The 14,089-nt window shown below is 60.4% G+C and carries 14 protein-coding genes; 5 read left to right on the top strand and 9 right to left on the bottom strand.

Translation table 11 applies throughout. The annotated features are described in order from the left end of the window. Positions 1-44: 44 nt before the first annotated feature. The 6 genes from ACL2XG_RS23260 to dapA all read right to left on the bottom strand — a co-directional run bounded on the left by ACL2XG_RS23260 (position 45) and on the right by dapA (position 6,531). A complete protein-coding gene (locus tag ACL2XG_RS23260) occupies positions 45-2,066 on the bottom strand; it encodes a tRNA(Met) cytidine acetyltransferase TmcA (RefSeq protein ID WP_413723477.1) in 2,022 nt (673 codons plus the stop codon). 55 nt (positions 2,067-2,121) lie between these two features. After that, positions 2,122-2,574 (bottom strand): DUF441 domain-containing protein, encoded by a 453-nt coding sequence (locus ACL2XG_RS23255; protein ID WP_331117787.1) that lies wholly within the window; start codon positions 2,572-2,574, stop codon positions 2,122-2,124. A 22-nt stretch (positions 2,575-2,596) separates the two neighbouring features. Then, complete coding sequence (locus tag ACL2XG_RS23250; protein ID WP_410014091.1) at positions 2,597-3,454, bottom strand: neutral zinc metallopeptidase; 858 nt, start codon at positions 3,452-3,454, stop codon at positions 2,597-2,599. A 159-nt stretch (positions 3,455-3,613) separates the two neighbouring features. Beyond that, positions 3,614-4,327, bottom strand: coding sequence for a phosphoribosylaminoimidazolesuccinocarboxamide synthase (gene purC / locus ACL2XG_RS23245; RefSeq protein WP_410014090.1), 714 nt, complete (start codon positions 4,325-4,327; stop codon positions 3,614-3,616). A gap of 245 nt (positions 4,328-4,572) precedes the next feature. Then, positions 4,573-5,622, bottom strand: a complete 1,050-nt coding sequence (gene bamC, locus ACL2XG_RS23240; RefSeq protein ID WP_410014089.1) for an outer membrane protein assembly factor BamC — start codon at positions 5,620-5,622, stop codon at positions 4,573-4,575. 18 nt (positions 5,623-5,640) lie between these two features. Continuing rightward, the gene (gene dapA, locus ACL2XG_RS23235; protein ID WP_410014088.1) at positions 5,641-6,531 is read right to left on the bottom strand and encodes a 4-hydroxy-tetrahydrodipicolinate synthase; all 891 of its coding nucleotides are present in this window, start codon (positions 6,529-6,531) and stop codon (positions 5,641-5,643) included. Positions 6,532-6,659: 128 nt separating this feature from the next. Here dapA and ACL2XG_RS23230 point away from each other — a divergent pair, with 128 nt between their 5' ends. From ACL2XG_RS23230 to ACL2XG_RS23220, 3 genes are all read left to right on the top strand, one after another. Next, positions 6,660-7,250, top strand: coding sequence for a glycine cleavage system transcriptional repressor (locus tag ACL2XG_RS23230; RefSeq protein WP_413723395.1), 591 nt, complete (start codon positions 6,660-6,662; stop codon positions 7,248-7,250). Then, complete coding sequence (gene bcp, locus ACL2XG_RS23225) at positions 7,250-7,717, top strand: thioredoxin-dependent thiol peroxidase (protein WP_410014086.1); 468 nt, start codon at positions 7,250-7,252, stop codon at positions 7,715-7,717. Before ACL2XG_RS23230 ends, bcp begins: the two co-directional genes overlap by 1 nt. A 105-nt stretch (positions 7,718-7,822) precedes the next feature. Continuing rightward, a complete protein-coding gene (locus ACL2XG_RS23220) occupies positions 7,823-9,295 on the top strand; it encodes a M48 family metalloprotease (protein ID WP_410014085.1) in 1,473 nt (490 codons plus the stop codon). A gap of 49 nt (positions 9,296-9,344) precedes the next feature. Here the strand turns inward: ACL2XG_RS23220 and hda are convergent, their stop codons facing one another. The 3 genes from hda to upp all read right to left on the bottom strand — a co-directional run bounded on the left by hda (position 9,345) and on the right by upp (position 12,148). Beyond that, positions 9,345-10,058 (bottom strand): DnaA inactivator Hda, encoded by a 714-nt coding sequence (gene hda, locus ACL2XG_RS23215; RefSeq protein WP_410016754.1) that lies wholly within the window; start codon positions 10,056-10,058, stop codon positions 9,345-9,347. A gap of 107 nt (positions 10,059-10,165) precedes the next feature. Beyond that, a complete protein-coding gene (gene uraA, locus ACL2XG_RS23210; RefSeq protein WP_410014084.1) occupies positions 10,166-11,464 on the bottom strand; it encodes a uracil permease in 1,299 nt (432 codons plus the stop codon). A gap of 57 nt (positions 11,465-11,521) precedes the next feature. Then, positions 11,522-12,148, bottom strand: a complete 627-nt coding sequence (upp, locus tag ACL2XG_RS23205) for a uracil phosphoribosyltransferase (RefSeq protein WP_162368174.1) — start codon at positions 12,146-12,148, stop codon at positions 11,522-11,524. Between the two features lie 235 nt (positions 12,149-12,383). On the opposite strand from upp, the gene purM reads away from it, so the two are divergent. Beyond that, positions 12,384-13,421, top strand: a complete 1,038-nt coding sequence (purM, locus tag ACL2XG_RS23200) for a phosphoribosylformylglycinamidine cyclo-ligase (RefSeq protein ID WP_410014083.1) — start codon at positions 12,384-12,386, stop codon at positions 13,419-13,421. Next, a complete protein-coding gene (gene purN / locus ACL2XG_RS23195) occupies positions 13,421-14,059 on the top strand; it encodes a phosphoribosylglycinamide formyltransferase (RefSeq protein WP_413723396.1) in 639 nt (212 codons plus the stop codon). The genes purM and purN overlap by 1 nt, the downstream gene beginning before the upstream one ends. Positions 14,060-14,089: the final 30 nt, after the last annotated feature.

Raw genomic sequence — 14,089 nt, 5'->3', positions numbered from 1 at the left:
AACGGCAGGTTCCGTCGCGTGAAGAGGCGACGGGTCTTGCTGCGTCACGCCCCTTGAAGGTGCCCGCCGGGTGCGCTCCAGTCACGCCAGCGGCGGCAAGTGTCGCTACTGATATCTTCCAGCGCCCGCGCGGTCTCCTCCCGCCAGCGTGTTATCACCGCCTTTTTACCGCTTAATCCCGTTTGCTCCACGATAGCGTTGACGTCAAGCCGTTGCTCCAGCCATAACCGCAGCGCCGCCAGCGGCAAGTCCGACCGGCGTAGCAACCGGCTAAGCGACATGCGGCAGGCCTCCGGCGTTCGCCGGGCAAACGCGAACCCGGCCAGGTTGCGCCAGTCGTCATCATCCAGCTCGTCGGCGGCCGGCCGTGCGCAACCGTGTCCGCCGCCGGCGCCGGCGGCATGGAAGGCGTCTGCGTGGATAACACCATCACGCGTTAACAGCGCCGCGCCCTGCGCCGCCAGCCGATGACCGGCGGAACTGAGCGGATAGAGCGCCATGGCGCTGTAGCACCCGCTGCTGGCCTCCCGATGGGTGCCGATGTGCACCAGATGAAATCCCACCGCCTGCCAGAACCGCCACAGCTCGGCGGTCAGCCCGAAGCTGACCGAGACAAAATCCAATGGCGCGGCCCCGGCCACCATGCACGCTACCAGCTGCCGTCCCCACCCCCGGCGGCGCCCGGCCGCGGTCACCGCAATGCGGCTGATGCGGCGCGATCGCAGGCAGGGCGCCGTCCACAGGCCGCCGTGCGCCGCCAGCGATTGGGCGACCAGGCTGCCCGCCGGGCGCCGTCTTCCCGCCCAGACCTCATGGGCCAGCGCCGGCGGCAAACCGCCCTCCGCCACCGACCAGAGCGCGCCGGTTAAGCGATCGCCCGACCGGGCGGCAATAAAATACTGCCCCGGCGCATCCATTAACCGGCGTAAATCCAGCGGGGTGGTACGGTAATGGGCGCTGGACAACAACTGGTAGAACGCCTGTAATTCCCGGGGATGGGACAACCAGTGTTCCCGGGCGGGACGGATCAGCGCCGGGGCGGCGTCAGGGGGCGCGGCGTCCCGCTCCGCCGGCTCGGCGAACAGCAGCGCCGCGCCCAGCCAGCGCTCCAGCGGGTCGTCTTTGGCCCAGCGCAGGGGGTGTTCCAGGGTAAGGTGATGCCATCTCGGCAGCGTTGCGCAGAACTTAAGCAGAAAACCCCGTCCGGTGCCTTCGTAGCCCTGCACGGTGGTGGTCAATAATACCCGGGGGAAATAACCCAGCAGTTCCCGTAGCAGCGGCATGGGAATGGCGGCGGCTTCATCCACCAGCAGCCAGTCCGCCGCCGGATGATGGCGGCACTGCAGCAGCAGGGCGTCGGGCGCGAAAAAGCGGACACGGTGACCGGCATGCCGCTCCAGGACCTCGGCCGTGGCTTTGGCGGGCGCCGTCGCCCAGCAGTGTCCTTCGCTGCGCGCCGCCAGCATCCCGGCCAGGGTCGATTTGCCGCGTCCACGCGGCGCGGTCAGGACAAAAATACCGGTTTTAGCCGCCTGCAGCCGGGACAATACTGCCCGCTGTTCATCGGTAGGCCCCGGTGCCGGCGGCCGCCAGCGTGGGAGCGCCGGCGGCGGCGTAAAAATAGCGTCCTGCGGCTGGTGCTGGCGCAGCAGCGCCACGCCGGGGTCGGCCAACAGGCTTTGCCGGAAATGCGCCACAAAATGGGGGGTTGCAATGGGTATGGGACGTTCGCTCCAGCGCAGGGAATCGATATCGGGACGCGTTGGCCAGGATGCCCATTCGGGCACCAGCAGCACCAGCCAACTGCCGGCCCGCAGCGTGCCGGCCAGCGCCGCCAGCGCGTCGACCGCCAGGCCGTGGCGCGCGTCAAACACCGCGTGCCTGAATTCACGCCCCAACAGCGTCCTGAATGCGGCGGGCGCGCAGCAAAGCGGCCAGTCCTCCGGCGGCGCGCCAATCCAGGGCCAGTCCCCGGGCAACCGGCCGCGCAGCATCTGCGCCTGCGCGAGGCTCCATTTGGCGTCGCCGCTTACCACCAGCAAACGGCGCACGCCGGCGCGCCGCATTCGGGCCGTCGCCGCGCGCCAGGGGTCCGTCACGCCGGGAGCCGCCCTGTCCATGTCAGGTTTTGCCAATCAACAGCGACAGTATGCCTGCGGCAATCAGCGGCCCGACCGGCACGCCGCGAAACAGCGCCACGCCCATCACCGTTCCCACCAGCAACCCGGCCACCACCGAAGGCTGGTGGGCCATGAGGGACACGCCCCGCCCCCCCAGCCAGGACACCGCCACGCCGATAAGGATTGCCAGCAGTGATTTCCAATGCAGAAAGGAGTGCATGACGCTGCCGGCGGAAATGGTGCCGCTGGCGATGGGCGCCATGACGCCGATGGTCAGGATAATGATGCCCAGCGTCAGCCCCTGTTTTTCCACCCAGGGGAAAAAATGGCTCAGCGGGGTAATGCGGATAATCAGTAATACCAGGATCGCCACCGTAACGGTGTTGTTGTGGCTGATAATGCCCAGCGCCGCCAGCGCCAGCAAAATCAGCAGCGTAGGATCCAGAAATGTCATGGTGTAGTCCCTGCTGAGTCCTTTAGCGACCGGCAAAGGTATCGCATTGATTCATATCGCCGGTGTCAAAACCGCGTTTAAACCAGGTATAACGCTGCTGCGACGTGCCGTGGGTAAAGCTGTCCGGCACCACCCTGCCCTGTCCGCGCTGCTGCAGGCGGTCGTCGCCGATCGCCGTGGCCGCGTTCAGCGCCTCCTGCAGATCGCCGGTCTCGAGGATCTGCTGTTTTTGCATGGCGTTGCCCCACACGCCGGCATAACAATCCGCCTGCAGCTCCATTTTTACCGAAAGCTGGTTGATCTGTTGCTGCGTGGCGCCCTGCTGCATTTGCCTGACCTTTTGCTCGGTGCCCAGCAGATGCTGGACATGATGCCCCACTTCATGGGCAATCACATATCCTTGGGCAAAATCGCCGCCGGCCCCGAGTTTATTTTTCATTTCATCATAAAACGACAGATCGATATAGACCGTGCTGTCGGCGGGACAATAAAAGGGCCCCATCACCGACTGGCCGGTGCCGCAACCGGTTTGCGTGGCGCCGCGGTACATGACGAGCTTAGGCGGCGCATAGGTGTTGCCGGTGCGCTGGAAAATCTCTTTCCAGGTATCTTCGGTGGTGGCCAGCATCACCGAGGTAAATTTAGCCGCCTCGTCGTCATTGGGACTGGCGCGCTGCGGTGACGACTGCTGCACGGACTGGCCGCCGCCGGTAAGCAAAGGCGTCAAATCGATGCCGTAATAACCGGCCACCACCACCACGATCAGCACCACCACGCCCGTCTTGCCGCGCAGCGGGATGCGCATGCCGCCACCGCCGCCGGAAGATGAATTACGCCTGTCTTCAACATTATCGCTTTCGCGACGTCCTTGCCAACGCATACGCTTACCTACGGCTGTTTAGTTATACCGTGGAGGATAGCACAAAATGCCGTTTTGGACGGCGCCGTCCGCCGGCGCGCGCGGGAAAAACGGCATGACGCGGCATGCCTGTCGCCTCGGTCGGCAGGCCGCGGCGACGGCAGGGAAACGATTGCGTCGTTAGTCCAGCGTTACGCCAATACGGTGGGCAACTTCCTCGTAGGCTTCGATAACCCCGCCCAGGCTCTGGCGAAAACGGTCTTTATCCATCTTATTGAGGGTGGCTTTGTCCCACAGGCGGCTGCCGTCCGGCGAAAATTCATCCCCCAGCACCACCTCGCCATTAAACAGGCCGAACTCAAGTTTGAAATCCACCAGGATCAGGCCGGCATCGTCAAATATTTTACTCAGCACGTCATTGGCCCGGTAGGTCAGTTCTTTCATGCGCGCCAGATGCGGTGCGCTGGCCCAGCCGAAGGTCTCGCAGTAGGACTCGTTGATCATCGGGTCGTGTTTGGCGTCGTTCTTCAAAAACATATCGAACAACGGCGGATTGAGCACCAGCCCTTCCTCTATCCCCAAGCGTTTCACCAGGGAGCCCGCCGCACGGTTGCGCACGACGCACTCGACCGGCACCATGGCGAGTTTTTTCACCAGCACTTCGGTATCCGAAAGCAGACGCACGATTTGCGTCGGGATCCCGGCCTCGGCGAGTTTGGTCATGATAAAATAGTTGAATTTATTGTTAACCATGCCTTTGCGCTCGAACTGCTCAATGCGCTGACCGTCTAACGCTGACGTATCGTTGCGGAATTCCAGAATCAGCAAATCCGGATCGGCGGTGGTATAGACCGTTTTCGCCTTTCCGCGATACAACTCAGCTAACTTTTGCATCTTTTTTACTCCAGTGGCAGATAACGCAGACTAAAAATAAAAAAGGGCGTAGGCCCTCTGTTTGCTAACAAACCGCTGCCCGCGGGTAGAAGTTCATCAAGCCGCCGTCAATACGTCCATGCCGGCTCGGGCGCGCCATCCCTGGCGCGCCACCTTTATTTACCTTTATACACCTTGCCCATCCTGGCGGTACAAACGCCTACGAAGGCTGGTCAGCAAATACAGCGGGGCGTTAGCCCCTGATATTACTTACTCGATGTCTTACTGAACGCCGCCTGGAACACCGCCACCAGCGCGTCGTTTTTCGCCTGGGCGAGGGTATGGCCCTTCGGATCGGTAAACTGCAAGGTGCTGCGGTTGCCGAGATCGCCGACCTGCAGCTTGTAGTCGCCGTTAAGAAGATCCGGATCCTTGACGCCCAGGTCGTCCCAGGTGCCGCTGCCCGGTGCATCATAGGTCACGGAAATAGTGCCCAGCGGACGGCTGGTATCCTTGACCTTCATCCCGATTTTTTCAAGCGCCGCCGGCAGGTGTTGCCATACCACGGCATAAGGGGAACGCACCACCAGCAACGGCAGGCCGGAATCGTCGGCGCCGCTGATAACGCTCAGATCCGCCGTCTGGCCCGAGGCGATTTTACTTGCCTGGTCGCTGTCGAGCTGTTCAATCCCCTGCGCCACGCTGTTCAGCATGGCGACGGTATAGCGCTGTACGACAGCCGGGGCGCTGACCGGATTGCCCTGCTGCTCAAGCCCTAAGGATTTAACCATTAGCGAGGTTTGGTAGCCCTCGGTGCGCAGGCTGACCTGGTAACGGCCGCGGTATTGCACGTCCTCGTCGGCCCGCGTCCACTGCACCCAATCGGTATTGAGCGTCTGGCTGCCGTCCTGGCGGGAGGCGATGGTGTAACCTTTGCTTTGCACCACAGCGACCACCTTGGACCAAAGGTCGCGGGTTTGCGCGCTGTTTTCAAGCTGGATGACCGCGGTATCGCCCGTATATTGCGAGCGGGAACCATCAAGCAAAGCCAAAGGCTGCGCCGGAGGACGAATATCCAGTCCCTTGCCCACGTTCCCGCGGGCGTTCGCGACGGGCACTTCGTAATCCCCAGTCTGCACCGGCAGGATCATCCCTGATGGACTGTTGAGCGGGCGCAGCGCCGGCGCTTTCAGGTATTCTTCGTTGCCGTTGACCTGCCGTTTGTAACGTTGATCGCTGGAACAGGCCGCAAGCAGCATGAACAACGACGCGCCCACCACTTTTGCCACCATCGACTTTTGCAATAAATAAGCCATCAATTCTCCCTAACAGAGTTATAGCAAACCGGCATCCGTTAAAGCTTGCTCAACAACACGGCTATCATTCTCGGTCAGCGGCGTCATCGGCAAACGTAACGTATCGGTTGCCATTAATCCCAATGCTTTACAGGCCCATTTAACGGGAATTGGGTTGGATTCAATAAATAATTTCTGATGTAGCGGCATCAGGCGTTGGTTCAGGCGGCGCGCTTCGGCAAAATTGCCCTGCAGCGCCAGAGCGCAAAGCTCCGCCATTTCCCGCGCGGCGATATTGGCCGTGACGGAAATCACGCCTTTGCCGCCCAGTTGCATGAAGTCCAGACCCGTGGAATCGTCGCCGCTCAACAGGATAAAGTCCTCATCAACCAGCTCTTGGATCTGGCTGACGCGGTTTAAGTTCCCCGTCGCTTCCTTAACAGCCACGATATTCTTGATTTTCGATAAACGCCCGATGGTCGGCGGCAGCATATCGCACCCGGTACGCGCCGGCACATTATACAGGATTTGCGGCAGATCGGTGTGTTCGGCAATCGCCTTGAAGTGCTGGAACAACCCTTCCTGGGTCGGTTTATTGTAATAAGGCGTCACCGTCAGGCATCCGACCACGCCGCTATCGTTAAAGCGCTGCGTCAGGCTGACCGCCTCGGCGGTGGAATTGGCGCCGGTGCCGGCGATAACCGGAATGCGCCCGTCGCTTAACTCCAGGGTGCGCATCACCACTTCGCCGTGTTCGTCATGGCTCAGCGTCGCCGATTCCCCTGTCGTCCCGACGGAGACGATAGCCGACGTCCCGCTGGCCACATGATAATCGATTAATTTTTTTAGACTTACCCAATCGACGGCACCCTTGTCATCCATTGGTGTAACCAGCGCAACTATGCTGCCAATAAAGCTTCCCGTAAACATTGACCATCCCCTCCACAAACAGGTTATTCATGGTACTTTTGTCACCTATCCAAAAGCAAGCAAACATCGGCCATGTAAGCCCTTGGCAGCAGGTTTTTTTTAGGGTTACCATGTAAATCACATCAGCCATGACAGGAAGCACCATTTTGCCACAGTCACAACAACACTATCTGGTCATTACTGCGCTTGGCACCGACCGTCCCGGTATCGTCAATACCATTACCCGTCACGTCAGCAGCTGTGGATGCAATATTGAAGATAGCCGTCTTGCCATGCTGGGTGAAGAGTTTACGCTTATCATGCTGTTGTCGGGCAGTTGGAATGCGATTACCCTGATCGAATCCACCCTGCCGCTCAAGGGCGCCGAGCTGGACCTGCTGATTGTCATGAAACGCACCAACGCCGGCGAGCAGCAGGCGACGCCGAATACCGTCTGGGTCAAGGTCGATGTGCAGGACTCGCCGCATTTAATCGAGCGTTTTACCGATCTGTTCGACAGCCAGCACATGAATATCGCGGAGCTGGCCTCCAAGACCCAGCCGGCGCGGGGCGACGCGCCGCCGCGCCTGAATATCCAGATTACCGCGCACGGTCCCTCCGGCTGGCCGGTGGAACAGATCGAAGATAGGTTTCATCAGCTCTGTACAGAACTGAATGCGCAAGGCAGTATTAGCATTGTGAATCATCCACAGAATCAAGAGAAAGATGGAGTATGTTAATGATGCCACTGAAAGCCGGAGATACCGCACCGAAATTTAGTTTGCCCGATCAGGACGGCGAACAGGTCAGTCTGACCGACTTCCAGGGACAAAAAGTGTTGGTCTACTTTTATCCCAAAGCCATGACGCCCGGTTGTACCGTCCAGGCATGCGGACTGCGCGACAATATGGACCAGCTGAAAAAAGCGGGTGTGGAAGTGCTGGGCATCAGCACCGACAAACCGGAGAAACTCTCGCGCTTCGCCGAAAAAGAGCTGCTGAATTTCACCTTATTGTCCGATGCGGATCATCAGGTGGCCGAGGAATTCGGCGTCTGGGGCGAAAAATCGTTTATGGGCAAAACCTACGACGGCATCCATCGCATCAGTTTCCTGGTGGGACTGGACGGCAGGATTGAAAAAGTCTTCGACGACTTCAAGACCAGCAACCACCATGACATCGTGCTGGCTTATCTGCAGGAGGCGTAGCTCCGCCGGGTCCGCTGTGCCCGTACACCGGGCGCGCCAGCGGTGAGAACACTTTCCGGCCCTGGCTGTCCAAGTGATATCACCCAGGTTAAGGTTGGATAGTTTATGTACACATGGATGAAAAAAAGTCTTGTCGCCGGCCTGTTGACCGCCATGGTCGCGGGCGGGCAGCCCGTGCTGGCCGACGAATTGCAGGACCAGCTGCCGGATATGGGCACCACCGCCGGCAGCACGCTCAGCATCGACCAGGAAATGCAGATGGGGGATTTTTATGTCCGCCAGATGCGGGGCGGCGCGCCGCTGATTAACGATCCCCTCCTCAACGCCTACATCAATCATCTGGGCGGCGTGCTGGTGGCGCATGCCAATTCGGTGCGTACGCCATTCCATTTTTTCCTGATCCACAGCGATGAGCTGAACGCCTTCGCCTTTTTCGGCGGCAATGTGGTGATGCATTCCGCCCTGTTCTACTATACCGCCAATGAAAGCGAGCTGGCCTCGGTGCTGGCCCATGAACTTTCCCATGTCACCCAGCGCCATCTGGCGCGGGCGATGGAAGACCAGAAGCGCAACGCTCCCCTGACCTGGGCCGGCGCCCTGGGGTCGATATTACTGACCATGGCCAATCCGCAAATGGGCATGGCGGCCCTGAGCGGCACCATCGCCGGCACCCAGCAGGGCATGATCAGCTTCACCCAGGCGAACGAACAGGAAGCGGATCGTATCGGCATCCAGGTGCTGCAACGATCCGGGTTTGATCCCCAGGCCATGCCGGACTTTCTGCAAAAGCTTTCCGATCGGGTGCGCTACTCCACCGCGCCGCCTGAAATGCTGCTCACCCATCCCCTGCCGATGAGCCGCCTGTCGGACATCCGCAACCGGGCGAACCAGATGAAGCATCTGGTCATCGATTCGTCGCAGGATTTTTATCTGGCCAAGGCGCGTATCCTCGGCATGTACGGCTCGGGCGGCATCGTGCTGGACGACGATCTGATCGCCGCCTGGAAAAAAGGCAACGCGCGCCAGCAGCTTGCCGCCGAGTACGGCCAGGCCATCCTGTTCTACCAGGCGAAAAAATACGACGACGCCCGCAGGGCGCTGCAACCCCTGCTGGCCAAACAGCCGGCCAATATCTGGTTCGTGGATTTGATGACCGATATCGATCTGGCGCAACAGCAGGCTCCCCGGGCCATTACCCGCCTGGAGGCGCTGGTGAAGGTCCAGGACAACAACGCGAATCCGGTGCTGCTGCTTAACCTGGCGAACGCCTATGTGGAGGGGAAACGTTTTGCCGATGCCAGCCGTTTGCTTAACCGCTACACCTTTAATCATCCCGACGACACCAACGGCTGGGACCTGCTGGCGCAGGCCAACGCCGGCCAGGGACTGCGCGATCAGGAACTGGCGGCGCGCGCCGAAAGCCTGGCGCTGAACGGCGAGCTGGATCAGGCGGTGCGGGCGTTAAGCAGCGCCAGCTCGCAGGTTAAGCTCGGCAGCCTGCAGCAGGCGCGCTATGACGCGCGCATCGACCAGCTGCGCCAGATGCAAAAACGCTTTAAACCCTTCCAGAAGTCATAAGCATTGCGCCGGGCCGGGCACGGTGCATTGCTTATCCGGCGCGCGGCCGTTACAGATTAAGGATATCTTTGACGAAGGGAATGGTCAGCTTGCGCTGCGCGCGAATGGAGGCGTGATCGAGCTGATCGAGCGTATGCGACAGCGTGCGCATATCCCGCTCCAGCCGTTTGAGCAAAAAACGGCTGACATCTTCCGGCAGCTCAAAACCGCGCAGCCGGGCCCGCAGCTGCAGCGCGGCCCCTTTTTCCTCATCGGAGAGGGCCTGCAGGCGGTAAATCTGCCCCCAGTCCAGGCGCGAGGCCAGATCGGGCAAATTCAGGTTCAGCTGGCGCGGCGGACAGTTGCCGCTGATGATAAGCCGGGTGCGGCCCGTTTCCTGGATGCGGTTGTACAGGTTGAAAATGGCCATTTCCCAGGGTTCGTCGCCGACGATGCATTCGATGTTGTCGATGGTGACCAGCGCCAGTTGCTCCATGCCGTCCATCACCTCCGGCACAAACCAGGTGCGCTTATCCAGCGGCACATACCCCACCGCCTCCCCCCGTTGGGAAAGTTCGGCGCAGGCGGCGTGCATCAGATGGCTGCGGCCTCCCCCCTTGCGTGACCAAAAGTAAAGATAGCTGCCGTGTTCCTGCGCCAGCATGCTGTGCAGCGCCGCCAGCAACGACCTATTTTCGCCCGGATAAAAGCTGGCGAAAGTTTCATCGTCGGGGAGATAAAGCGGTAAGGAAAGCTGTGCCGGCGTGTTCAGAAAGACCTCTATGCATACGGGCGGGAACCGATCTAGTTTATCATAGAATAGCCACGGCGGCGTATTGCTTCACCGCCGGGCACCGGCCGCGGGTTATCCGTACACCCGTGGGCGCGAGGTTATTTTTCGGCGGATTCGGGGGCCGGGAGTTCGGTCGCCTCGATAATCACTTCTTCGCCGCGCACCAGGGTAATGACCCGGAACAGCAGGCTCAGGCCGATACCCACCACGGTGGCCAGCGCCATGCCTTTCAGTTCGGCGGCGCCCAGATGAATTTTGGCGCCGCTGACGCCGATGATAAGGATAACCGAGGTCAGGATCAGATTTTGCGGTTTATTATAATCCACCTTCGATTCGATCAGCACCCGGATGCCCGAGGCGGCAATCACCCCGTACAGCAGCAGGGAAACGCCGCCCATTACCGGCACCGGCACCGCCTGGATGGCCGCCGCCAGCTTGCCGACGCAGGAAAGCAGGATGGCGAGGATAGCCGCGCCGCCGATAACCCAGGTACTGTAGACCTTGGTAATGGCCATCACGCCGATATTCTCGCCGTAGGTGGTATTGGGCGTCGATCCAAAAAATCCGGACAGCATGGTGGAAAAACCGTTGGCGAACAGCGAGCGATGCAGGCCGGGATCGCGCAACAGATCTTTTTTGACGATATTGGCCGTCACCACCAGGTGGCCGACGTGTTCGGCTATCACCACCAGCGCCGCCGGCAGGATGGTCAGGATGCCGATCCACTCAAAGCGCGGCGTATAAAAGGTCGGCAGCGCGAACCAATGGGCGGCGGCGACCGGGGATAAATCCACCACGCCCATCGCCCAGGCCAGCGCGTAGCCCACCAGCACCCCGATCAGGATCGGGATAATGGCCAGGAAGCCGCGAAACAGCACCGATCCCAGCACGGTAACACCCAGGGTCACCAGGGAAATAATAATGGTGGAACTCGCCACCGGCGCGCCTTCCGTCGGCAGCAGCCCCGCCATATTGGCCGCGACGCCGGCCAGTTCCAGGCCGATTACCGAGACGATGGCGCCCATGGCGGCCGGCGGAAACACCACGTCAATCCAGCCGATACCGGCGACCTTGACGATCAGCGCCACCACGCAAAACAGCGCGCCGCAGGCGATAAAACCGCCCAGCGCCGCTTCATAGCCCAGCGGCAGCAACAACAGCACCGGCGATATAAAGGCAAAACTGGAACCCAGGTACGCCGGGATCTTGCCTTTGCAGATAAACAGGTACAGCAAGGTGCCGATACCGTTAAACAGCAGGACGGTGGCCGGATTGATTTTAAATAAAATCGGCACCAGCACCGTGGCGCCGAACATGGCGAACAGATGCTGAAAGCTGAGCGGGATGGTTTGCAGTAGCGGCGGGCGTTCATCAACACCGATGGCGCGACGGGTCATGTTGAGTTTCCTTAAAGTGAGAAGCAAAAAAAAGCCGGCCTGCCGGCCGGCTTGATTTTATTTGGTGCCAAAGAGTTTATCGCCCGCATCGCCGAGGCCCGGCATAATGTAGCCGTGCTCGTTAAGCCCCTTGTCGATGGCCGCGGTATACAGCTCGACATCGGGATGGGCTTTTTCCAGCGCCGCGATACCTTCGGGCGCCGCCACCAGGACCAATATCTTGATACTCTTGCAGCCGGCCTTCTTCAGTAGGTCGATGGTGGCGATCATCGAGCCGCCGGTGGCCAGCATCGGGTCGACCACCAGCGCCATGCGCTCGTCGATGCTCGAGGCCAGCTTCTGGAAATAAGGCACCGGCTCCAGGGTGGTTTCATCACGATACATGCCGACCACGCTGATACGCGCGCTGGGCACGTTCTCCAGCACGCCGTCCATCATGCCCAGGCCCGCGCGCAGGATAGGCACCACGGTGATCTTCTTGCCCTTGATTTGTTCAATTTCCACCGGACCGCACCATCCCTCGATGGTGACCTTTTCAGTTTCCAGATCGGCGGTTGCTACGTAGGTCAGTAAACTTCCCACTTCAGAGGCCAATTCACGAAAACGCTTGGTGCTGATATCATTTTCACGCATCAAACCTAATTTATGTTTCACAAGCGGGTGCTTTACCTCAACGATCTTCATCATTATTCTCCCCAAGTAGCATTAATTGCGCAAAAAAATCGCGAGATTATAACCCCTTTTATTTACTGCGCCATACGAAAATAGCTGATCCTGATCAACCGTTAAGCGAAATAAAGGCTGGACAACAAAAGCCGGGAGGGCGTTTGACATCACCACTCGCAAACGATTGCCCACGCTGTTAGAATTGCCTGCGCCAGAATACAAGCCAACATACCATCTCCGTGGGGATCTTGCAGTGACCGATAAAACCTCTCTCAGCTATAAAGACGCAGGCGTGGATATTGATGCCGGCAACGCCTTAGTAGACCGCATCAAAGGTGTGGTGAAACAGACAAAACGTCCGGAAGTCATGGGCGGGCTGGGTGGGTTCGGCGCGCTATGCGCCCTGCCGCAGAAATACCGCGAACCCATCCTGGTATCCGGCACCGACGGCGTCGGCACCAAGCTGCGTCTGGCGATGGATTTAAAACGTCACGATACCATCGGCATCGATCTGGTGGCGATGTGTGTCAACGATCTGGTGGTGCAGGGCGCCGAGCCGCTGTTCTTCCTGGACTATTTCGCCACCGGCAAACTGGATGTGGATACCGCGGCGGCGGTGATTACCGGCATTGCCGAAGGCTGTAAACAGTCCGGCTGCGCCCTGGTCGGCGGCGAAACGGCGGAAATGCCCGGCATGTATCATGGCGAGGATTATGACGTGGCGGGTTTTTGCGTCGGCGTGGTGGAAAAATCGGAAATCATCGACGGCAGCAAGGTACAGGCCGGTGATACTCTGCTGGCCCTGGCCTCAAGCGGCCCGCACTCCAACGGGTATTCCCTGGTGCGTAAGATCCTTGAGTTCAGCCAGACCGACCCGCTCACCACCCAACTGGACGGCAAGCCCCTGGCCGATCACCTGCTTGAGCCGACGCGCATTTATGTTAAGGCGCTGCTGGAGCTTATCGCGCAAACCGAGATCCACGCCATCGCCCACCTCACCGGCGGCGGTTTTTGGGAAAACATCCCCCGGGTATTGCCGGCGGACACGCAGGCGGTCATCGACGAGGGCAGTTGGCAATGGCCGGCGGTATTCGGCTGGCTGCAGCAGGCCGGCAACGTCAGCCGCCATGAAATGTACCGCACCTTTAACTGCGGCGTCGGCATGATTGTCGTGGTGCCTGCGCACAGCGCCGATCGGGCGCTGTCGTTGCTGACCGGCCTGGGCGAGACCGCCTGGAAGCTGGGCGAGATCCAGACGCTGGCCGGCGGCGAACGGGTTATTATCCGTTAATGAAAAAGCTGGTGGTGCTGATCTCGGGCGAGGGCAGCAATCTGCAGGCGGTGATCGATGCCTGCCGGCAGGAAAGAATGCCGGCGCGGGTCGCGGCGGTCTTCAGCAACCGGGCCGACGCGTTAGGACTCAGGCGCGCCGCCCGCGCCGATGTGCCCGCCCGCGCGCTGCTGCCCGGCGACTATCCCGACCGTGCGTCCTTCGACCGCGCCCTATGCGAGGCCATCGACCGCTATCAGCCGGACGCGGTGATCCTGGCCGGTTATATGCGCATCCTGTCGCCGGACTTTGTCAGCCATTACGCGGGACGGATGCTGAATATCCACCCTTCCCTGCTTCCCTTGTATCCGGGCCTGCATACCCATCGCCAGGCGTTGGCCAACGGCGATCGCGAACACGGCACCTCGGTGCATTTCGTGACGGAACAGCTGGACGGCGGCCCGGTCATCCTGCAGGCGAAAGTGCCGGTCTTCCCCGGGGACACCGAGGCCGACCTGATCGCCCGGATTAAAACCCAGGAGCATGACATCTACCCACTGGTGATAAGCTGGCTGCTGGACGGCCGGCTTGCGCTGCGGGAAGGCGCCGCCTGGCTGGACGGCGCGCCCCTGCCGCCGGCGGGATACGCGGCGGAATAAACGCCGCCGCGCCGCGCCATAACGCCGGCG

It is taken from the genome of Sodalis sp. RH24, from assembly GCF_047324145.1.
Classification (GTDB): Bacteria; Pseudomonadota; Gammaproteobacteria; order Enterobacterales; family Enterobacteriaceae; genus Acerihabitans.
This window is presented reverse-complemented; position numbering and strand designations above follow the sequence as displayed.

Excerpts from the sequence above, each read along its gene's own strand:
- ACL2XG_RS23260 (WP_413723477.1), bottom strand. The coding sequence starts at position 2,066 with ATGCGGCGCGCCGGCGTGCGCCGTTTGCTGGTGGTAAGCGGCGACGCC.
- ACL2XG_RS23255 (WP_331117787.1), bottom strand. The coding sequence starts at position 2,574 with ATGACATTTCTGGATCCTACGCTGCTGATTTTGCTGGCGCTGGCGGCG.
- ACL2XG_RS23250 (WP_410014091.1), bottom strand. The coding sequence starts at position 3,454 with ATGCGTTGGCAAGGACGTCGCGAAAGCGATAATGTTGAAGACAGGCGT.
- purC (WP_410014090.1), bottom strand. The coding sequence starts at position 4,327 with ATGCAAAAGTTAGCTGAGTTGTATCGCGGAAAGGCGAAAACGGTCTAT.
- bamC (WP_410014089.1), bottom strand. The coding sequence starts at position 5,622 with ATGGCTTATTTATTGCAAAAGTCGATGGTGGCAAAAGTGGTGGGCGCG.
- dapA (WP_410014088.1), bottom strand. The coding sequence starts at position 6,531 with ATGTTTACGGGAAGCTTTATTGGCAGCATAGTTGCGCTGGTTACACCA.
- ACL2XG_RS23230 (WP_413723395.1), top strand. The coding sequence starts at position 6,660 with ATGACAGGAAGCACCATTTTGCCACAGTCACAACAACACTATCTGGTC.
- bcp (WP_410014086.1), top strand. The coding sequence starts at position 7,250 with ATGATGCCACTGAAAGCCGGAGATACCGCACCGAAATTTAGTTTGCCC.
- ACL2XG_RS23220 (WP_410014085.1), top strand. The coding sequence starts at position 7,823 with ATGTACACATGGATGAAAAAAAGTCTTGTCGCCGGCCTGTTGACCGCC.
- uraA (WP_410014084.1), bottom strand. The coding sequence starts at position 11,464 with ATGACCCGTCGCGCCATCGGTGTTGATGAACGCCCGCCGCTACTGCAA.
- upp (WP_162368174.1), bottom strand. The coding sequence starts at position 12,148 with ATGAAGATCGTTGAGGTAAAGCACCCGCTTGTGAAACATAAATTAGGT.
- purN (WP_413723396.1), top strand. The coding sequence starts at position 13,421 with ATGAAAAAGCTGGTGGTGCTGATCTCGGGCGAGGGCAGCAATCTGCAG.